The sequence below is a fragment of the Schlesneria paludicola DSM 18645 genome, from assembly GCF_000255655.1.
GTDB lineage: Bacteria > Planctomycetota > Planctomycetia > Planctomycetales > Planctomycetaceae > Schlesneria > Schlesneria paludicola.
In genome coordinates this window covers 36048-56449 of the sequence record NZ_JH636438.1, presented here as the reverse complement: position 1 = coordinate 56449, position 20402 = coordinate 36048, and the positions used below count along the sequence as shown (strand labels likewise).

Sequence of the window (20402 nt, the reverse complement as noted above, 5' to 3'; positions counted from 1 at the left end):
CTCCTCGGGAATCGTTCGATGTCAGTTGGTGACTATATTCGCGGTTCACAGATCTGGAAGAGCATCTTTCGGCATCCCGCGCCGGTCGATCGTCGCAATCGCATCGTCGTGATGCTGACGAACTTCTTCCTGCATCTGCATCCAGTGTCGATCAAGCAACAGGGCATTGCGCTGTCGTACACCTGGTGTATGGGCGGAATCACGTTCTTTTTGTTTCTGGTGGAAACAATTACGGGCGTGTTGCTGATGTTCTATTACCGTCCGACGCTGGAATTCGCCTTCAATGACATTCTTGCACTGCGCGATGTCACCACGCTGGGAATCATGCGGGAAGTGCACCGCTGGTCGGCCCATGCCATGGTGATCACCGTCTGGCTGCATATGTATCGCGTGTTTCTGACCGGCAGCTACAAACCGCCTCGCGAATTCAACTGGGTCATCGGGGTCTTGCTGCTGGTGCTGACGTTGCTGCTGTCCTTTACAGGCTATCTGCTGCCGTGGGATCAGTTGGCGATCTGGGCGATCACCGTCGGTTCGAACATGGCACGCGCCACACCGTTCCTGGGATACGAAGGACCTGGCGCTCAGCTGCTCAACATCGGCGGTTATGACCTGATTACCAACGGTAGCGATGCACGTTTTCTGCTTCTTGGCAGCCGATTCGTGGGTGAAGCCACATTGAACCGGTTTTATATTCTGCACTGCGTTGCCATCCCCCTGGTGGTATCGCTGTTGATTGCGATTCACTTCTGGCGTGTCCGTAAGGACGGGGGCATCAGCCAGCCGCTGTGATCGATGCGAGGGGGGATCACGGACGAACCTGTGACGTGACGAATCGTGGCGTAGTGGGTGGACAAGTTTAGGTGGCTGGCGACAAGCACTATGGACCATTTGATACATAACCCCGATCTTACTGCTTCGGTCATCTACGGGCTGGGGTGGGTCTATTTGCTGTTGTTCATCATGAATTCGTTCTGGGCTCACCGCAGCCTGGTCCACGATGGCATGTGCAACATACGTATGGGTGGCCTGCTCGGCGAGGGACAGAAAGTTCCGTATGCGGCATTCTGGGCGTTGTATGCCGGATTGTTGTTGATGGTCGCCATCACGCACTTGACCGGCTGGAACAACCCTCAGCAGTTTTCGCTGGTGATGCCCGAGATTCTGAAGACTCCAATCAACAAGGCCTCCAACCCGGTTGCCTTCTTCGTTGGTTCAATGACGATCTACATCCTGATGATCGTACTGAGAAAATGGTGGACGACCCCGACGGCGGGTTGGCTACTGCTCAATTTCTCGATTCTGTTTCTGGCTCTCAGCATCACCGACTACGACTTTCGCCAGATTGTCGGTAAGCCGGACAATGTGCCGATCGTGGCGATGCTTTACATCGTCGGCTTTTTCACCTGGCTGTACTTCAAGAAGTCGGTCGAGAACGACGCCCGCAAGGCGGCCGGTAAGCCCTTGATCGAGCAAGAGAACAATGAAAAAGTGTTGACCTGGCCGGATCTGGTCTACACTGAGCTCGTCTGCATGGTGCTGGTCACGGCGGTGCTGATCGCCTGGGGCATCGTGCTTCAAGCCCCACTGGAAGAGCCGGCGTCGGCGGCAAAAACACCCAATCCGTCGAAAGCGCCGTGGTACTTCCTGGGTTTGCAGGAAATGCTGGTTTACTTCGATCCGTGGATGGCCGGCGTGGTGCTTCCAAGCGTGATTCTGGTCGGTTTGATGGCGGTGCCGTACATCGATTTCAACAAACTGGGCAACGGCTACTACACATTCAACGAGCGAAAATTTGCAGTCTCGACGTTCCTCTTCGGATTCCTGCCGCTGTGGGTCGCGATGATTGTGCTCGGCACATTTCTGCGTGGGCCAAACTGGAACTTCTTCAGCCCCTATGAATATTGGGACGTTCACAAACTGGAATTGCTGAACAACATCAACCTTTCAGAGCTTTTCTGGATCGAGTGGTTGGGAATGCAATTGCCGGCTGTACCTCCGGGCGCCACCTTCGCAGTCCAGGCACCGATCATCATCTTGCGTGAGTTCGTGGGACTGCTGGCGGTCGCGTTGTACCTGCTGGCTTTGCCAAACCTGATGGCGATCACTGTTTTTCGCAGTTTCTACATCCGGATGGGCTTCCTGCGATACATGGTCCTGGCCAACCTGATGCTGATGATGATGTCATTGCCAATCAAGATGGTGCTGCGGTGGGCCGTGAATCTGAAGTACATCGTGGCGATCCCGGAATGGTTCTTCAATATTTGACAAAGGTATGAGGTCCTCGTCGGGCGCGACGACGGCCTTTTTTGTCGACGACGACTCATAAGGATGGTTCGGTATCATGCCGGCAACCGACGATTATCTTCGCGACCTCAAATCGATGCACAAGGTGTTCTGTGGCAGCGCGATCGTGCTGTTGGGGGTCACCTTCTGGATGATGTGGGCGGACTACAACGACGAATGGCGCACGTACCAGCGTACCGCCTTCGAGTATCAGGCCGACCGTGACAAAGCGCGCGAAACGGCCATCAAGAGTGACCCGCGATTCAAACAGTCCGTCGAAGAATTGTCGGCCAAGGTCGATGCCGCGACAAACGCGCTGAAAGACAACAAATCGGAACTCGCCAATTTGCAGAAGGCTGCAGAAACGGCCAAGCAGAAAGCGGACGGTCATCTGCGCACCCTGAAGCTGCGTCGCGCCGAACGCGATGTGGCTCGCGCCGACTACAACCTGGGTGTCCGAGACAACGTTCCCAACCTGGAGAAGCTCGAAAAAAGCTTCAATGACAAGGAAACGCACGTCAAGACGATGGAAGCCGAGTACGTCGCACTGGCATACGAAGCCAGTCAGGCCAAGGCAGCCGTGGCCAAGGTGACCGCACAGCGTGACGCGGCCGAACTGGAGCTCAAAAAAGCCGAAGCCGAAATCTCACTGGTCCATGCCTCGATTCAAAAAATTGCTCCTGAGAAATCGAACTGGGACGGCACGTCCACGTGGCTCGACGGCACCTTGCGTAGCGCCAAGCTGCAGTTGATGCAGATGCCGATCGTTGACGGGTTTAACGGCCGCGAGCGCATCACGCAGGATTGGATGCCGAAACTGGAAATCGACCTGGGTGGCATGACCAAGGTCTCGCGATTCGACCGCTGCCGCACGTGTCACGCCATGATTGATACCGTAAACGTGGGAACGGCCCCCGCGTATCCGCTGGGAAAACGAGAAGACGGCAAGTACCCGCACCCCTACGCATCACACCCTCGACTCGACTTGTATCTGACCTCATCCAGCCCGCATCCGCTGCCGAAGTTTGGCTGCACGGTCTGCCACGAAGGGCAGGGGTCGGGAACGTCGTTCACGAATGCCTCACACACGCCAAACGATCCGGCGGAGATGGAGAAGTGGGCTCACGATCACAAGTGGTTTGACAATCACTTCTGGGAGCATCCGATGTATCCCCAACGATTCCAGGAATCGGGATGCATCAAGTGCCACGTCAACGTGTCGGAACTTGGCGTCAATCAGAAGTTCGGCCCGACCGCACCCAAGGTGCATCGCGGCTGGGAACTGGTAAAGACCTATGGCTGCTTCGGCTGTCATGACATTTCGGGATTCGACGGGACGAAGATCGTCGGCCCAGACCTGCGTCTGGAACCATCGACGTCGGAAGAAGCCGAGCGAATCGCGAAGGATCCGCTGCAAGTTGCAGGTAAGATGCGAAAAGTGGGGCCATCACTTCGCCACTCGGCATCGAAATCCGATCCCGGGTTCATCGCGTATTGGACGGAAGAGCCCAAGCGGTTCCGTCCGACGACGCGCATGCCGCAGTTCTTTAAACTCGACAATCAAGTCGATCATCTGGCCCATGTGAACAACCCCGTCGAGATCGCCGGGATCACGCACTATCTGCAATCGAAGTCGGAAGCGTTCGAGACCTTGTCACCGGCCGCCGGCTACAAGCCCGATGCAGCGCGTGGTCAAGAATTCTTCGCACTGAAGGGCTGCGTCAACTGCCATTCGCACGCCGCGGTGGCCGGCCTTGATATGACGTTTGGTCCTGAACTTTCCAAGATTCACGCGAAGCTGAAAGCAGGCAAGGCCGGGTTTGACTGGCTTTACACCTGGATTCGAGAGCCAGAGCGTTATCACCCCCGCACCAAGATGCCGCACATGTTCCTGGATGCGGAAACGACCGCCAGTGGCACGATCGATCCGGCTGCGGACATTGCCGCGTTCTTGCTGAAGCTGGATGGCGAGCCGGCCAGTTTCAAGCCGACGGCTTCATACGAGACGCCCCTGGTTGATGACGCCGCTCTGGACGGACTTGTTCGTTCCATGCTCAGCAAGATGCTGACCGTTCATCAGATTGATGAACTGATGAAGACGGGCAAATTCCCAATCGCCGCAGACGCCATCAAGACCGACGAAATCGAACTTGTCGGGAAGAATGGCGAGTTCTCGATCGAAGAATGGAAGCAGCGAAAGCTGACCTACGTCGGTCGAAAAACGATTACGAAGTATGGTTGCTACGGCTGCCACGACATCCCCAACTACGAATCAGGTCGTCCGATTGGTACCGCCTTGCAGGACTGGGGCAAGAAGGATCGTTCGCGTCTGGCGTTTGAGCACATCCATGAATACCTGCACCATCACGGCAACCAGGATTTGGGTGTTCGGTTTGAAGCGATGGATGCGAAACAAGCCGAACGGTTGAAGCTGGCTTCCGTCACGGGCGCACGTGTCTCCGAAATCAAACCGGGGCATCCGCCTGTCGGTGACAAGCTGGAATTGGACGACGTCATCCTGAACATCGACGGCGTTGCGATTACGAACCCTGATCAACTACGCGATCAGTTGAGTCGCAGCGTGGTCGGGTCGGAGTTGTCACTGAAAGTCTGGCGTGCGGATCACGAGAAAGATTTGAAAATTGTCGCCGATGGCTCGCTGTACGAGCGTGTCGAAGAGGCGATCGGCCGGGCTGAGCGAGGCGACTTCAAGCAGGAACAGGAAAAAGACCGGGAACTTTCTGCAGCGTTCTACTACGAGAGCCTGACGCATCATGGCCGCCCCGGCTTCTTGTGGCAGAAACTGCGACAGCCACGAAGCTATGACTACAAGACGGTCGAAACGAAGTCGTCTTATGACGACCGTCTGCGAATGCCGAAATTCCCGTTCTCAGAAGACGAGATCGACGCGATCGCGACGTTTATCCTGGGGTTGACGGCCGAACCGCCCGTGACGGAATACTTGTATAACCCAGGTGGAGCTGCGGGTGCGACGATCCGCGGTGAACAATTGATTCAGCAGTACAATTGTTCCGGCTGTCATATGCTGGAAATGCCGAAGATTCGATATGGAGCTGATCTCGACAGCTTGACCGCGACGGACACGTCGGCGGAATACCCCGGTGCAGTTGATCTGTTGATGCACTTGCGTCCAGCGCGCAGTGGGCTTACTGGCCGTCAAAAGGTTGTGAAAACCGAAGAAGGGTCAAAATCGCTGCCGGTGCTACAATTCAATGGAATGGTCACAAGCAGTCCGAACCCGGAAGATCCGCCAGAGGATCAGGAATACGTGGTCGAGCTTTGGGAGACGATTAAAGCAGCAGGTAAGGACTTCCTGCCGACGCACAAGTTCATTTTCCCGGCCGCCAACCTGGACGGGATCGAGCCTGCCCGCGGTGGACGTTATGCCGAATGGCTGGTGAATCGACTGGTGGATACGAAACAGGCGAAGGAACGGACACTGGCATGGCAAATGTCACCTCCCCCGCTTTATAAAGAGGGGACGAAGGTTCAAACTCCTTGGCTGTTTAACTTTCTGAGGAATCCTGGCAAAATTCGGCATACGACAGTGCTGCGAATGCCTCGTTTCAACATGAGTGACGAGGAAGCCCAGGCATTGGCGAACTACTTCGCTGCGGTTGATGGGGCACAGTACCCTTATCAGTTGATCGCAGAACGTGAACCGGAATATGTGCATGGCAAGGAAGTGGAATTCCACACGGCCTTCCCTGACAAGAAGAATGACTATCTCAGTGAATCCTGGAAAATGTTGAATGCCCCGCTGTGTATCAAGTGCCACTCGGTGGGCGGTCAACAGGTGAAAATCTCGAATCCCGCCACGGACATTCGCGGTCCAAACCTGGACTTCGCCGGTGACCGATTGCGACCCGATTGGACGTTGCTCTGGCTCTACAAACCACAGTGGATTACGCCGTACACGTCGATGCCCGTACCGCTACCGCCGCAACAGGCGGGTTCACAACCTCGCTTCCCCGAGATTTTCGGTGACGATGGTCATAAACAGACCATTTCGCTGAGGGACGCGCTCTTCAATTACCATAAGTTGATGGAGCGTGAAGGGAAGACGGAGTCTCAACCGACTCCACCCGTTGCTGGAGGTGATGATTAATGTTGAAAGCTGTCATGCCAACTTGTGATTCGATCCTCCGCGTCTGTGCGGGGCTGGTGGTCTGTTCGTTCGTGTTCACGACCGTGGGTTGCGAGTTGAACACAGGCGCGAACTTAAAGGCCGCCGTGCGGTTCAAACCCAGCAAGGTTGGCGAAGCCGCAGCGGAGAGCGAGACCCCCGCAGAAACCACGACAGAGGTCACGGTCACGGACGGAGTGGGAACGCTCAAAGGCAAGGTGGAATACAACGGAGCATTCACGCCATTGCCTCCGCTTTATGCGAAAGGAGCGGATGTGAAGGATGCGGCTGTTTGCGCCGCGGCGGAAGCGCCGAATGAGACGATCATCGTCAAAGATGGCGGGTTGGCGAATGTGTTCATCTATTTGCGTAAGGCTCCGAAGATCACTGGCGACGCCGCTCCAGCGGGGAATTTGATTTTTGATCAGAAGAATTGCGTGTTCAAACCACACGCCATGATTGTCCCAGTCGGAAAAGAGATTCGTGTCTTGAATAGCGATGGGGTTGCTCACAACACGCATACCAACGCCAAGAAGAACACGGATTTCAATAAAATTGTGAACCCTCACGATTCCGTGGGGGCCCCGTTGATCTACAAACAGGCCGAGCAGGAACCGTTTTCAGTGGTTTGCGACATCCACTCGTGGATGCGCGCTTATCACCTGCCGATCGATCATCCATTCGCGACGATCAGCGCTGAAGATGGGACATTTGAGATTCAAAATCTTCCTGCCGGAAAGCATGAGTTCAAAGTCTGGCATGAAGCTGGAGGATTGCTGGAGAAGGCACTGGTCGTCACGATCAAGCCGGGTGAGAATGACCCGCTGACGATCAAAGTGTCCCCCTCACAACTCGGGAAGTAATCCCGCAGGGCGAGATCCGGTATTTGACTGAGTTCGACGTTTTAGCACTGACGGTGCAAATGATGTTTTTTAAGATTTCTCCTTTCTCACGGCCCTGTTCAGCACGCCACGCGTTTGGTGGCCTGCTGGCCTGTGGATTCACTTTACTGAGTCTGGGCTGTGGAGCCGGTCCGCCAGCGGAATTCAAGTTTCGCGCGACGACCGAAGATTTGATCTCGGATGCCAAGAAGTCGGTGAAGGCGACGCTGAACGACTCATTCGGAACCCCGAACGATCTGGTTGCGTGGGAACGACTTCCGGTCGCGTATGGTGGAATCAATGGGACCGTCGAGTCCGTTACCGACGACAAATCGATCGTCGTGAAACTGGATGAAGAAGCGGGCAAGATCAAGCATGGCACGGGAGTGGTCTGGCTGACGGGCGGCTTGTCGGGCGAGAAGTCCAAGCCCAGTCATGTGGCCATCTTCCAGAATGAAACGAGCCAACTGCAACTCGTCAATAAGGGCGAGTCACCTGCCGCGGGCGATCGGTTCATCCTTGGATTTGGCGAACAGCTTCAATTGGGTCGTCATGTCTACATGAAGAACTGCATGCACTGTCACGGCGTGACAGGCGACGGTGCCGGGCCAACGGGTGAGTTCCTGAATCCACGTCCCCGCGATTACCGGAACGGGCAGTTCAAATTCACTTCGACGCGGGCAGGCGAAAAAGCCAACCGCGACGACCTGCATCGGATCGTGGCGTACGGCATCCCCGGCACTTATATGCCCTCGTTCTTGTTGCTGGGCGACAAAGAAACGAAAGCGGTCATCGAGTACGTCCGCTGGCTCGCCATCCGTGGTGAATTCGAAAAACGGCTGACCGCGGAACTATCGTCGGACTATTCAGAAAAATCGATCGCCGATTCCACCGCGAAAGCCAACACAGCGTATGCAGAAAAGCAAAAGAACAAGGAAGAAGCAGAACGTCCACCAAGCTTGAACAAAGCGATCAAGACGGCGAATGGCGAGTTTGCCAAATTCGCAAAAGAAGAATTACCCGCCGTCATTGAAGAAACCGTGGACATCCTGGCTCAGGCCTGGACACGAGCCGAAGAAGCGGACTCGATCATCGTTCCCACGGTTCAGCGGGTCGAAGATACGGTGGCTTCTCGTGAGCGTGGCCGACTTCTTTACATGTCTGACAAGACCAAGTGTTACACGTGCCATGGTGAGACAGGTCGAGGCGATGGAGGTGCCACCGAGGACTTCTGGCCAAAGCCGGGCTCAACAGAAAAATACGCAAACCGTGGTCTGCATGACGAATGGGGCAATCAACTGAAGCCGAGAAACTTGACACTGGGTCAGTATCGCGGCGGCCGCCGACCAGTGGATTTGTTTCGTCGGATGTACGCGGGCATCAAAGGCACACCCATGCCGGCATTCGGCGGTACGGCACTCAAAGATGAAGAGATCTGGGATCTCGTGAATTTCGTGATGAGTCTTCCTTATTCGCGTCCTCCTTCACCGGCGGCACCCGGAGGAAACATGGCGAAACTGGACGAGAAACCTGCACATTAGCAGCAAAACATGAGGAGCCGTTGAGCGGTTCGACACGAACCCCTTAACAACTCGGGCGAAGCATTGGATTGCGATCCGCATCGCAACCGTCGATTCGGCAGATGAATCCTCCAGTGGACGACGCCGCAGCGGGCGGAGTAACAAAGGCGACATATCGTGGGCAGATTTTGGGCAATCTTTTTCGTTCTGACCGCGGTCATCATCTTCGTGGTCTCGTGGATCTCGCCAAGCCAGAATTGGTGGTTCCCTGGCGACGGCCTGGCTCATTCAACGCTCGGAAGCAAGATTGACGATCTGTTCTATCTGATCCTGGTGATTGTCGCCGTGACTTTCGTGGGCACGAATGCCGCTTTGGGATATGCCCTATGGCGCGGAGCCACGATCAAGCAGGACGAAAAAGTCTGGTTCTCGCACGGCAGCCATAGCCTGGAAGTGATCTGGACGATTGTCCCATCGGCAATTTTGCTGTTCATTGCGCTGTACCAGCTTGATGTGTGGGCAGCTTACCGTATCAAGGGATTCGTGAAGAACCGGGACGGATCGCCGAAGCAAATTGTCGCCGTTGCAGAAGTCACGGCGCGGCAGTTTGAATGGCGAATCCGGTATCCGGCTCGAGGGAAGGTTTTGAAGCCCACACCTCAACCGGATGACCTGTATTCAGTCAATGAACTGCACGTCCCGACGGGGGACCTGGTATCCATCACCTTGCGAACCGACGACATCCAGCACGCGTTTTTCGTCCCAGAGCTTCGGGTGAAACAAGATGCGGTGCCTGGAAAGTTGATTCCCGTATGGTTCGACGTCACGGATACCCGGGAATACGAAATGTTGTGTGCCGAACTTTGCGGTTGGGGACACTACAAAATGAAAGCCAAACTGGTCGCGCACTCGACCGAAGATTTCGACGCCTGGAAAGACCAGGTCTCGGCAGAGCAATTTGATGACGGCTTTCGCAAGCCGGCGGAATAGACAGGCATCACACGGTGACCACGACACACCTCTGGTCGCCGCCCATGCGGTTGGGTTCCGCGAACGCGAAACTCGGACACGATCACAAAATCGTAGACGTTCTCTAAAAGCAGATCGAATATGAGCACTCTCAATCCGACACTGGAACATGCGGGACACGCCGAACATGGCGATCACGGTCACTCGCAAAGTTTCTTCTTCACCTACATCTGGTCAACCGATCATAAGATGATTGGGAAACAGTTCCTGGTCACCACCCTCTTGATGATGATGGTGGGTGGAGGACTGGCGCTCGGTGTTCGCTGGCAGTTGGCACGTCCCTGGGAACGGATGCCGATCTTCGGTGACATTGTCTTTGCAGGGGATGGCGGCCAGATTTCGCCGGACGCCTATACGATGCTGTTCACGATGCATGCAACAGTCATGATCTTCCTGGTGATCATTCCGGTTCTGGCCGGTGCCTTCGGCAACTTTTTGATTCCCTTGCAGATCGGCGCCGACGATATGGCGTTTCCGACGCTGAATGCGCTGAGCTATTGGTTCATGTGGCCAGCGATATTTTTTTTCGGCGCCAGCTTCTTTATGCATGGCGGTGGACCGGCGGCCGGTTGGACGGGATATCCATTGCTGTCACTGCTCAGTGAGGCGGCACCGGGTTCGCGCAATGCACAAACGTTCTGGCTGATGGGTCTGACGTTCGTTGGTGTTTCGTCCATGATGGGTTCGGTCAACTATATGACGACCATCATCAACATGCGTGCACCGGGCATGACGTTGTTCCGGATGCCGCTGACCATCTGGTCGATGTTCATCACGGCGATTCTGCAAGCGTTTGCCTTGCCGGTGTTGACCGCGGCAGGCTTCATGATGGTGGCCGACCGGTTGCTTGGTACGTGCTTTTTCGTCCCCGCCGGAATCGTCGTCAACAACGCGCCGCCGACGGTGGGGGGTGGGCAGACGCTACTATGGCAGCACTTGTTCTGGTTCTACTCTCACCCTGCCGTGTACATCATGCTACTGCCCGCGATGGGGATGGTGTCCGACATGCTGGCTTGTATGTGCCGCAAGCCAATCTTCGGCTACAAGCCGATGGTTTATTCGATGGCGGCCATCGCCGGACTGGGATTTATCGTGTGGGGACACCATATGTTCCTGAGCGGCATGAATCCGGCCCTTGGCATGACCTTCATGGTCAGCACCATCATGATCGCGTTGCCCTCGGCCATTAAGACGTTCAACTGGATCGGTACAATCTGGGGCGGTCGAGTTCAATTCAATACCGTCATGCTGAACTGCACGGCATTCGTCTCGATGTTCATCATCGGCGGATTGAGCGGCATCTTCATGGCCGCGGTGCCGGTCGACATCTACATCCACGACACCTACTTCATCGTGGCCCACTTCCACTACGTGATTTTCGGTGCCACGTTGTTCGGTGTGTTTGGCGCCGTTCAGTTCTGGTTCCCGAAGATGTTCGGGCGCATGATGAACGAGACTGTCGGAAAGATTCACTTCGTGCTGACGTTTATCGGATTCAATTGCACCTTCTATCCGATGCACATGCTGGGTATCGCGGGGATGCCACGCCGCTACGCCGATCCCTATCATTTCCCTTATCTGGAACACTTGCTGCCGATGAATCAGTTCATGACGGCCGCCGCATTCCTGATGGGATTTGCCCAGTTCCTGCTACTTGGCAATTTCTTCCTGAGCATCTTCTTCGGGCCCAAGTGTGGTCGAAATCCGTGGGGTGCGAATGGATTGGAATGGACGGCACCTTCGCCGCCGGGACATGGCAATTTTGACATTCCGCCGATCGTTTATCACGGACCATACGAATACGGATCACCCGTCGCAGGTGACAAAGATCATCTGATGCAGACGGATTATGTGCCGCTGGCACAGCGCGTCGCGTTGCAAGACCACTAGTGTTTTTCGCATCCAACAACCTTTACTCTGACCACGTTTGATCGCTTCCATGAACTCAACACCTCCGTCGCGTTGGCTGCACCGGTTTGCATGGCTGACTGCCGTGCTCACTCTGTTGCTGCCTGTCACGACGGGCGCCATCGTGACGACGTTAAAAGCAGGCATGATCTTTTCCGACTGGCCTTCGTCGGACGGCTATAACATGCTGGCGTATCCCTGGCTCACATCAGCTCGCGATGAATTCGTTGAGCATGGCCATCGGCTGTCGGGAATGACAATCGGCCTGCTGAGCCTGTCACTGACGATTGCGGCGTGGTGCCTGGACCGTCGTCGCTCGGTTCGCGCCGTGGCCACGGGTATCTTTCTCGCGGTCTTTGCTCAGGGAATGCTGGGTGGTGCCCGTGTGCTGATGGACGAGCAATTGCTCGCCCTATTACACGGTGATTTCGCGGCACTGGTTTTTAGCCTGATGGCGACTTTGATTCTGATCACCAGTCCGGGCTGGGATCAGCGACCTCGGCTGACATCGATCGACGAGAGCCACAGTATTTCGGGAACCGCCAATGTGCTGTTGGCAACCATTGCCGCCCAGTACGTGATGGGCGGATTTTTGCGACATTTACGTGAACGCGGCCAATTTGCCTGGGCGTGGATGGTTCATCCCTGGTTCGCACTGGCCGTCGTGTTCATGACCGTGTTATTCTTTTTCGCTGTGAAAGGCACCGAATCGCCGCATTTGCGGCGCTGTGCCACGGCTTTACTCTGTTTGGCCGCCGTTCAATCCCTGGTGGGGCTCGCCACCTGGTACGTGAAGTACGGTGTGCCGTCCTGGGGCGTTGTTGCCCAACAGGATTCTCCGGCTCAGATTGTGATTTGTTCGATGCATAAAGTTGTGGGACTGCTGACGCTGATGTCTGGCGTGCTGGCGGTGTTTTGTAGTTGGGCGGTCAAACCGCTTCATCAGGATCAACGGACGACGAAAGTCGCGACCTCGGTAGCGGGGGCGACAACATGAGCACCGTTTCCCAGCTTCCCCTCTCGTCCGACGTCACCAAGGCGGCGGAGTATGGAGCCATTTCCAAACCTGTGACGCGTGTGGCCGACTATCTTGAGATCGTCAAACCGAAGATCTCGATGATGGTGCTACTGACGGTTTCCTGCGGGTATGTCCTTGGGATGGAAACGTCGACCGTTTCGATCACGTTGCTGCATGCCTGCCTGGGAATCGCTGTCGTTGCCGTCGGCTCATCGGCCATCAACCAATGGATCGAACGCGAAACCGACGGACGGATGCGACGGACGAAGAATCGTCCACTGCCATCAGGTCGGCTGGCCCCGTCGGAAGTGCTAATCGTCGGATTCCTCGCCGCCATCATCGGGTGCACGTACCTGACGGTGTTCGTGAATCCACTCACTGCGTTGCTGACCGGAATGACGTTTGTGCTTTATGCGGGTGTTTACACACCTCTGAAGCGATACACGTCGCTCTGCACAGTCGTCGGCGCGATTCCTGGAGCGTTGCCTCCGGTATTGGGTTGGACTGCGGCAGGGGGGCGACTGGATTACGGTGCATTCGCCCTTTTTGGAACGCTGTTCCTGTGGCAATTCCCGCATTTCTTCGCGATCGCTTGGCTGTATCGAGATGACTATTGCCAGGCCGGGCTACGTATGCTGCCTGCTGGAAAGTCGCTTCCTCGGGTGACAGGACTCCTCGCCGTTGTCTACGCCTTGGGATTGATTCCGGTCAGCCTGCTTCCCAGCCAGTTCGGCATGGCGGGATCGTTCTATTCGAGCGTGGCACTAGGGTTGGGAATCGCCTATCTGGCTGCGTCAATGTTGTTTGCGTGGAACGAAACCCGGACAAGTGCCCGGCGACTTCTTTTGACTTCACTGGTTTACTTGCCCGCGTTGTTGCTGGTCCTGGTTTGGGATCACCAGCGATTGCTGGATCGGTTTTGACGAAAATTGAGCGACCCTGCTGCTCCATCAGGACGTGAACGACTCTCGTTGCGAATGAGACTGACATGACACACGCCATAGCCGCTCCAACTCTCAAAATGGGCATCCCCATTCCGAACGCCAAGCTCGGGATGTGGCTTTTTTTGGGCACTGAGATCATGTTCTTCACGGCCTTTATCGGCACGTACATCGTGATGCGCATGGGGTCGCAGGGGTGGCCAACCGACACCAACGTCACGCACATCAACATCGCTTTGGGTGGCACCAATACATTCGTGCTGATCGTCTCGAGCTATCTCGTCGTGCTCTCGCACGATTGCCTGCTGACTAACAAGTACGCCAAGGCCTGGCGTTACATGCTGTACACATTCGTGTTGGGATGCGTGTTTCTGGGGATCAAGGGAATCGAGTACGCTGGCAAATTCGAGCACGACATTCTGCCAGGACATATTCCCGAAAATAACCGCCAGGCGATGGACAAGGTGGTGAATCAGTTCGGCGTGCTGATGGACAAGCGGTTGAGCGCCGTATTTCCGCTGGGTTCGAAATATGAGTCCAATCCAGTCCTCACCCGTGAAGATCAAAAAGCGTCTCTCGATGCACGCGTTAAGGTGTTGACGGAAAAGGCTGATCGAAGTCCCGCGGAAACGGCAGAACTGGCCAAACTGCAGGCGCTGGCGAAATTGAATCAGGAATACGTCAGCCTGAAGGACCATGTCCGATCGGATTTGTCATTGACTGTTCCCGCCGAGAAATTCAATGACATTCGCAAGGAAGAGAACGCGCCCAGCAAATACCCACCCGTGACACTGGACGAAGTGAATCACAAGGTTGCAGAACTGGTGAATGATAAGGCTGCCGATGGAACCAAGTCGTCAGAACTGGCAACACTTGCACATGGCCTGACTCCGGCACACCCAATTCTGTACGGGAATCTTTTCGCGTCGAACTATTTCCTCATGACCGGTTTTCATGCCATTCACGTGATCGTCGGACTGTTTATGTTCGCGCTGATCTTGATGAAGGGAAGTCGGTTGTCGATCAACGATTCGGTGCTGGTTGAGAACATTGGACTCTATTGGCACTTTGTGGATCTGGTGTGGATCTTCCTGTTCCCTTTGCTGTACATCATCTGATTCGTTGATGACTTGCGCGTCATTCCTGTCTTGAAAGAACTTCGCCATGTCTGATCACGATCATCCAGAATCCCACGGTGCGGCGTACTTCCGTGTGTTCCTTGCTTTGGTTGGATTTACGATCGTCTCTGTCGCCGCGGACCTCGTTCATCTCGAGAATAAGGTGTTGCTGGGAGGGATCGTCCTGGCCGTCGCGACCGCCAAGGCACTGTGCGTCATGATGTTCTTCATGCACCTCAAGTTTGAGCGTGCATGGAAATATCTGCTGCTCGCCCCCACGATCATTCTGGCCCTGGCACTGCCGCTTTCGCTACGACCCGACATTGGGGAAACCTACTATACTCCTGATGTCCCGCAGATTCGCGACTACGCGGAACATGAAGCGAGCCTGCAGCATGGCGAACATGCCGCAGAGCATCATTGATCGATTGCCCTTTGGGCACTCGACGGGAACGGATACCCGCGTGAAACAAGATCTCACTGACGAAGGATTTCTGTCAGCCGCGATGGCATCACGGGTGACAAGTTCTTTGTCAGCGATTCGGATTCGATGAGCGTTTCATTCTCAATGGGGCTCAGGACGCGCACTGGCATCGCCAGAGGCACAGAATCCGCAAACTGATTGGAGCATCATCAGTTTGCAACAGCCCCTTGGGCAGAACCTGGAAGACCGTGTACGAGACCTTGACCGAGAATGCGATGTCAGATCACATCGCCGTGAGTGTTGCCGGGGTTCATCATCGATACGGAGACCGCGAAGCGCTGCGCGGGATCGATTTTGACGTTCCTGGTGGCGAAATCTTTGGACTGCTGGGCCCTAATGGCGGCGGAAAATCGACGCTTTTTCGGTTGCTTGCGACATTGCTGCCACTGAAAACAGGGCGGGCGTCGCTGATGGGTTTGGACTTGGCTTCGCAAGCCGATGCCGTCCGCCATGTGATCGGCGTGACGTTTCAATCGCCCAGCGTCGACGGGAAGTTGACCGTCGCAGAGAACCTGCGGCACCAGGCACATCTCTATGGACTGGCGGGGTCATCTGCTTCAGCCCGAATCGATGAGATTCTCGGACAGCTAGAACTCTCCGACCGCCAGGGTGATCGCGTCGATACGCTGTCTGGCGGGATGAAGCGCCGAGTTGAAGTGGCCAAAAGCTTGCTGCATCGACCCCGTATCCTGTTGCTGGATGAACCCAGTACGGGGCTCGACCCGGGTGCCCGACGCGATCTGTGGCAGTATTTATTCCGTTTGCGTCGTGAAGAAGGAACAACCATTCTGGTCACGACTCATTTGATGGAGGAAGCCGACCGCTGCGATCGGCTGGGCATTCTCCATCGCGGGGAACTCGTCGCGCTGGGTTCACCGGATGAATTGCGTCTGACCGTTGGCGGCGATTGCCTGACGATTGAATCACCATGCCCGGATCGGCTCACCGAACAGATTGCCACGCGATTCCAGATCACTCCGCGTCGACTGGGTGATACACTGAAAATCGAGCGCGAGGCGGGTCACGAACTATTGCGCGATATCGTGGCCGCGTTTCCCGACGAGATCACGGCAATCTCACTCGCCAAGCCAACTCTGGAGGACGTTTTCATCGTCCGCACAGGTCATCGGTTCTGGGAGTCAGAGCAGGATTGAGTGGGTGAGTTCCTCGTTACCAAGCTCCCGCTTGGGGACGCCTCTTACGCCCTCATGGATGCGGGCCACTTTCCCGCTCTGTAGGAACCGGAATCGCAGGGAGCGTCCCCAAACGGGAGCTTGGGAACGAGGAAAAACGAGGGACGTAGGAAAGAATGGGATGTCCAATACTATTGATCGCCTGACATTGAAGCCTCCGGCGATGCGGACTGCACCGGCCTTGAAGCCGTCCATGGGATTGGCGGTCTATACACTCGCGCTGCGCGAGCTGGTTCGTTTTTTACGTCAGCGGACGCGAATTGTGGGGGCCTTGGGCCAGCCGATCATTTTTTGGGTGCTATTCGGAGCAGGCCTGAGCGGATCGTTTCAGGGACCAGCGGGGATCTCTTATCAAGAGTATTTCTTTCCAGGTGTCGCCGTGATGATCGTGATGTTCACTGCGATCTTTTCCACCATTTCGATTATCGAAGATCGACGAGAAGGGTTTTTGCAGGGGGTCTTAATTGCCCCCGTCCCCCGGGCCGCTTTGGTGCTGGGCAAAGTTTGTGGAGGCACGGTGCTGGCCGTTCTCCAAGCCGTATTGTTTCTGGCCGTCGGCCCGGCCCTCGCACTCGTCGGACTGTCTCCACAGATTACCACAGGCTTAACCTGGCTGAACCTGCCACTGGTGATTGCCTATTTGTCGCTGGTTGCGTTCTCACTCACCGCGCTCGGCTATGTGATCGCGTGGCCGATGGATTCAACGCATGGATTTCATGCGATCATGAGCGTCTTTCTGATGCCCATGTGGCTATTGTCCGGATCATTCTTTCCAGCCCCCTCTTCAGGGTGGCTCGCCTGGATTATCCGGCTGAATCCTTTAACCTACGGGACGTCAGGACTTCGTCGGCTGATCACACAAAACACAGATGCCGTCGCGAACCTGCCATCGCTGGGGCTCAGTGTGTCGGTCACCTTAATTTCAGCCGCAGTTTATGTCGCGATTGCGATCTGGATGACTGGGCGTCCCAGTGCATTCAACGCGCGTTAGGAACTATCATGACAGGTGAAAACCTCGCCGCCGGCGAGATCTCAGCACGACAAAAACGAACTCGCACACGCCTGATCACAGGTGGATTGCTATGGGTACTTTGCTTCGCCGGTCTCTTCTGGCTATGGGTGCAGCAACGACAGAAAGCATCCCAGGCTCAGTCCGAGCCGAACTCGATTACGCTCGAGACCCAGGACGGCCGCGCCACCAAGCAGATCAAGCTTGTTCCGCAGAAGGATGGAAGCTTTGCCGCTCATGAGGTCGCCGAGGGAAAAGACGACAGCCCTTGGGACGCGGAAGGAATTGAAGACTTCTCGTTCACGGACACCGACGGCAAGACGGTGACGAAACAGGACCTGCTGGGCAAGCCATTCCTGATCGCGTTCGTGTTTACGCACTGCCTGGGCCCTTGTCCAAACGTCACGCGTCAGATGCGCGAAATCCAGGATCGACTGAAAGAGTTCGATTTTAACCTGGTCACCTTGACCGTTGATCCCGAACGCGACACCACAGATGTCCTGAAACAGTATGGCAGTGACCAGGGCGCGAACTTTGAGCGATGGAAATTCCTGACGGGGAATCAGACCGACATCTATGGGCTGATTCAACGCAGCTTCAAGATGCCCGTGGAAGAAGCCAAGGGTGACGCGCGCATCCCGGGATTCGAGATCATCCATTCGACGAACATCATGCTGGTCAACGCAGCCGGAAAAATCGTCGGCAAGTACAATGCTCAAAAAGACGACGAGATGGCGAAGCTTCGTAAGGATCTGAAGCGCTTGATCAAGCCCGTATCCAACAGCGCGACTCTAACGGATGATGACGAGAACCCGTTGAGCAAACTTCCTGCGTGGGCCGCGACCCTACCAGCTGTGAATGCGGGTTTGAACGGCTTGGCGGGAATCATGCTTCTCGTGGGTTATGGTTTAATCCGGCAAAAACGTCGGACAGAACATGCTTGGGTGATGATTTCGGCGTTTGTCACGTCGATCATATTTCTGGGGTGTTACCTGACCTACCACTACGCACTGCATGTCTACACGGGCGAGCCCGGAAAACGATTTGGCCACAGCGGCACGCTGCTCGGTACGTCATATCTGGCGATCCTGCTGACGCATGTCGTTCTGGCGGCAGTCGTTCCGGTTTTGGCGATCATGACTCTCTATCGAGCGTGGCGGCAAGATTGGGTGCGTCATCGCCGCATCGCGAAGGTGACATTTCCAATCTGGGTTTACGTATCCGTGACAGGCGTTATGATTTACGTCATGCTCTACCACTGGCCCGGCACGGCTCCTTGAGGGTTGTTCATGAAACGAACATTGAACATCATCGCGATGGGATCTGTCTTCCTTGCACAGGCATCGAGCGTATGGGCTTGTCCCATGTGTAAATTTGCCTTGGAAACAGACGAAAACGAGCCGCGAGCGTATATGATCAGCATCCTGTTTATGCTGGGCATGATTACCACGCTCTTTACCAGCGTCGCCGTACTGCTGTGGTGGGTTTCGAAACTAGACCGGAAAAATTTGACCGCCGCAGGTTACCAACACCTGTTTGAGAACGCTGGCAGCCACCCCCACTTGGCGAAAGTACGCGCCGAGTAGATCAGGTTTCAGCATCACGGCAATCATGGAATTGTTGGAATGCTGACGCAAAAAAACGATACTCTGCTGACCGATTCTGTTCCTCGAGTGGTCCTTCAGCCTCGCAAGGCATTGCCGTTCTTCAGTCGTCACCCATGGGTCTTCCGCGGTGCCGTCAGCCGAATTACCGGTGATCCCGCAGCGGGGGACATTGTCCGGCTGCATGCACACGACGGCGTCTTTATCGCCTGGGGTTTGTTTAACCCGAACAGCAACATCTGCGTGCGGCTTTATTCGTGGGATGAATCGATTCCACTCACGGACGAGTTCTGGCGCACGCGCATCGACGAGGCAATCGGACTGCGCAAGGTTTTGTTTCCCAGCCCAGATTCATCCTCCGCCTGTCGGCTGATCTTCAGCGAAGCTGATGGACTATCTGGCCTGACCGTCGACCGGTATGGCGACTGGTTACTGGTGCAACTGACCAGCCGGGCACTGGCACAGCGTCAAGAGGTTCTCCTGACTCGGCTGCGCGAGGCACTCAATCCCAAGGGAATCTGGCTTCGAACGGAAAAGGGGATTCGAGCCGCTGAAGGACTGGAGCTTGCCGACGGATTGCTGTGGGGCGAGGCACCACCGCGGCCGCTGTTCATTGAGGAACACGGCGTCCGCTACGGAATCGACGTCGCGGAAGGGCAAAAGACCGGGTTCTTTCTGGATCAACGGGACAACCGTCGCCGGATTGCGGACTTTGTGAAGGGGCATCGCGTCCTGGATGTTTGCTGCTACACCGGTGGATTTTCGTTGAATTGCCTGGTCAATGGCGGGGCGGCAGAGGTGGTGGCAGTCGACGCATCAGAAGCGGCGCTCACGCAAGCCCGCGCCAACGCCGAACTGAACGGGGTCGGCGACTGCTTGCAGACGGTGAAGCAAGATGCGTTCAAACTTCTGGAAGAATTCGAGGAGCGGGGCGAGGTTTTCGATACAATCATTCTCGATCCACCGAAGCTGGCGCGGAATCGTCAGGGGATCGAGGCGGCGCTTCGTGGCTATTACAGCTTGAATCGGTTCGCAATGGGTTTGATCCGGCCGGGCGGATTCTTTGTGACATGCAGTTGTTCGGGTCAGGTCACACATGAAATGTTCGCTGATATGCTAGGGCAAGCCGCACTGCACGCGAATCGTCGACTGCAGCTGATCGAAGTCCGTGGGGCCGCGGCGGATCACCCGGCATCGATCCATTGCCTCGAAACGGACTACCTGAAGTGTTACCTTGGCCGGGTGCTATAACCCCTATCGTGTC

Annotated in this window: 16 protein-coding genes; all 16 read left to right on the top strand. The window is 55.7% G+C overall.

Annotated features, from left to right (window positions below; translation table 11 throughout):
- Positions 1-18 precede the first annotated feature (18 nt).
- The 16 genes from OSO_RS0140060 (at position 19) to OSO_RS0139975 (ending at position 20389) form a co-directional block, all read left to right on the top strand.
- Complete coding sequence (locus OSO_RS0140060) at positions 19-792, top strand: cytochrome b N-terminal domain-containing protein (protein WP_010588317.1); 774 nt, start codon at positions 19-21, stop codon at positions 790-792.
- A 90-nt stretch (positions 793-882) separates the two neighbouring features.
- Complete coding sequence (locus OSO_RS46980) at positions 883-2268, top strand: cytochrome b family protein (protein ID WP_010588316.1); 1386 nt, start codon at positions 883-885, stop codon at positions 2266-2268.
- Between the two features lie 76 nt (positions 2269-2344).
- Complete coding sequence (locus OSO_RS0140050) at positions 2345-6415, top strand: PDZ domain-containing protein (protein ID WP_010588315.1); 4071 nt, start codon at positions 2345-2347, stop codon at positions 6413-6415.
- Between the two features lie 14 nt (positions 6416-6429).
- Entirely contained in the window at positions 6430-7296 is an 867-nt protein-coding gene (locus OSO_RS0140045; RefSeq protein WP_157606237.1) for a cupredoxin domain-containing protein, read from the top strand.
- Between the two features lie 59 nt (positions 7297-7355).
- On the top strand, positions 7356-8855 hold the full coding sequence (locus OSO_RS0140040) for a c-type cytochrome (protein ID WP_010588313.1): 1500 nt from the start codon (positions 7356-7358) through the stop codon (positions 8853-8855).
- A 156-nt stretch (positions 8856-9011) separates the two neighbouring features.
- A complete protein-coding gene (locus OSO_RS0140035; RefSeq protein WP_010588312.1) occupies positions 9012-9824 on the top strand; it encodes a cytochrome c oxidase subunit II in 813 nt (270 codons plus the stop codon).
- A 120-nt stretch (positions 9825-9944) separates the two neighbouring features.
- Complete coding sequence (locus tag OSO_RS0140030) at positions 9945-11753, top strand: cytochrome c oxidase subunit I (protein WP_010588311.1); 1809 nt, start codon at positions 9945-9947, stop codon at positions 11751-11753.
- Positions 11754-11802: 49 nt separating this feature from the next.
- The gene (locus OSO_RS0140025; RefSeq protein WP_010588310.1) at positions 11803-12768 is read left to right on the top strand and encodes a COX15/CtaA family protein; all 966 of its coding nucleotides are present in this window, start codon (positions 11803-11805) and stop codon (positions 12766-12768) included.
- Positions 12765-13712 (top strand): heme o synthase, encoded by a 948-nt coding sequence (gene cyoE, locus OSO_RS0140020; protein WP_010588309.1) that lies wholly within the window; start codon positions 12765-12767, stop codon positions 13710-13712. Before OSO_RS0140025 ends, cyoE begins: the two co-directional genes overlap by 4 nt.
- 65 nt (positions 13713-13777) lie before the next feature.
- Positions 13778-14848 (top strand): cytochrome c oxidase subunit 3, encoded by a 1071-nt coding sequence (locus OSO_RS0140015; RefSeq protein WP_010588308.1) that lies wholly within the window; start codon positions 13778-13780, stop codon positions 14846-14848.
- Positions 14849-14894: 46 nt separating this feature from the next.
- On the top strand, positions 14895-15272 hold the full coding sequence (locus OSO_RS0140010) for a cytochrome C oxidase subunit IV family protein (RefSeq protein ID WP_010588307.1): 378 nt from the start codon (positions 14895-14897) through the stop codon (positions 15270-15272).
- 275 nt (positions 15273-15547) lie between these two features.
- A complete protein-coding gene (locus tag OSO_RS0140000; protein WP_040594060.1) occupies positions 15548-16486 on the top strand; it encodes an ABC transporter ATP-binding protein in 939 nt (312 codons plus the stop codon).
- Positions 16487-16646: 160 nt separating this feature from the next.
- The gene (locus tag OSO_RS0139990) at positions 16647-17516 is read left to right on the top strand and encodes an ABC transporter permease (RefSeq protein WP_010588305.1); all 870 of its coding nucleotides are present in this window, start codon (positions 16647-16649) and stop codon (positions 17514-17516) included.
- Positions 17517-17524: 8 nt separating this feature from the next.
- The gene (locus tag OSO_RS50305) at positions 17525-18814 is read left to right on the top strand and encodes a DUF420 domain-containing protein (RefSeq protein WP_010588304.1); all 1290 of its coding nucleotides are present in this window, start codon (positions 17525-17527) and stop codon (positions 18812-18814) included.
- Between the two features lie 9 nt (positions 18815-18823).
- A complete protein-coding gene (locus tag OSO_RS0139980; protein WP_010588303.1) occupies positions 18824-19120 on the top strand; it encodes a hypothetical protein in 297 nt (98 codons plus the stop codon).
- A 39-nt stretch (positions 19121-19159) separates the two neighbouring features.
- Entirely contained in the window at positions 19160-20389 is a 1230-nt protein-coding gene (locus OSO_RS0139975) for a class I SAM-dependent rRNA methyltransferase (RefSeq protein ID WP_010588302.1), read from the top strand.
- Positions 20390-20402 lie beyond the last annotated feature (13 nt).

Excerpts from the sequence above, each read along its gene's own strand:
- OSO_RS0140060 (WP_010588317.1), top strand. The coding sequence starts at position 19 with ATGTCAGTTGGTGACTATATTCGCGGTTCACAGATCTGGAAGAGCATC.
- OSO_RS46980 (WP_010588316.1), top strand. The coding sequence starts at position 883 with ATGGACCATTTGATACATAACCCCGATCTTACTGCTTCGGTCATCTAC.
- OSO_RS0140050 (WP_010588315.1), top strand. The coding sequence starts at position 2,345 with ATGCCGGCAACCGACGATTATCTTCGCGACCTCAAATCGATGCACAAG.
- OSO_RS0140045 (WP_157606237.1), top strand. The coding sequence starts at position 6,430 with ATGCCAACTTGTGATTCGATCCTCCGCGTCTGTGCGGGGCTGGTGGTC.
- OSO_RS0140040 (WP_010588313.1), top strand. The coding sequence starts at position 7,356 with ATGATGTTTTTTAAGATTTCTCCTTTCTCACGGCCCTGTTCAGCACGC.
- OSO_RS0140030 (WP_010588311.1), top strand. The coding sequence starts at position 9,945 with ATGAGCACTCTCAATCCGACACTGGAACATGCGGGACACGCCGAACAT.
- OSO_RS0140025 (WP_010588310.1), top strand. The coding sequence starts at position 11,803 with ATGAACTCAACACCTCCGTCGCGTTGGCTGCACCGGTTTGCATGGCTG.
- cyoE (WP_010588309.1), top strand. The coding sequence starts at position 12,765 with ATGAGCACCGTTTCCCAGCTTCCCCTCTCGTCCGACGTCACCAAGGCG.
- OSO_RS0140015 (WP_010588308.1), top strand. The coding sequence starts at position 13,778 with ATGACACACGCCATAGCCGCTCCAACTCTCAAAATGGGCATCCCCATT.
- OSO_RS0140010 (WP_010588307.1), top strand. The coding sequence starts at position 14,895 with ATGTCTGATCACGATCATCCAGAATCCCACGGTGCGGCGTACTTCCGT.
- OSO_RS0140000 (WP_040594060.1), top strand. The coding sequence starts at position 15,548 with ATGTCAGATCACATCGCCGTGAGTGTTGCCGGGGTTCATCATCGATAC.
- OSO_RS0139990 (WP_010588305.1), top strand. The coding sequence starts at position 16,647 with ATGTCCAATACTATTGATCGCCTGACATTGAAGCCTCCGGCGATGCGG.
- OSO_RS50305 (WP_010588304.1), top strand. The coding sequence starts at position 17,525 with ATGACAGGTGAAAACCTCGCCGCCGGCGAGATCTCAGCACGACAAAAA.
- OSO_RS0139980 (WP_010588303.1), top strand. The coding sequence starts at position 18,824 with ATGAAACGAACATTGAACATCATCGCGATGGGATCTGTCTTCCTTGCA.
- OSO_RS0139975 (WP_010588302.1), top strand. The coding sequence starts at position 19,160 with ATGCTGACGCAAAAAAACGATACTCTGCTGACCGATTCTGTTCCTCGA.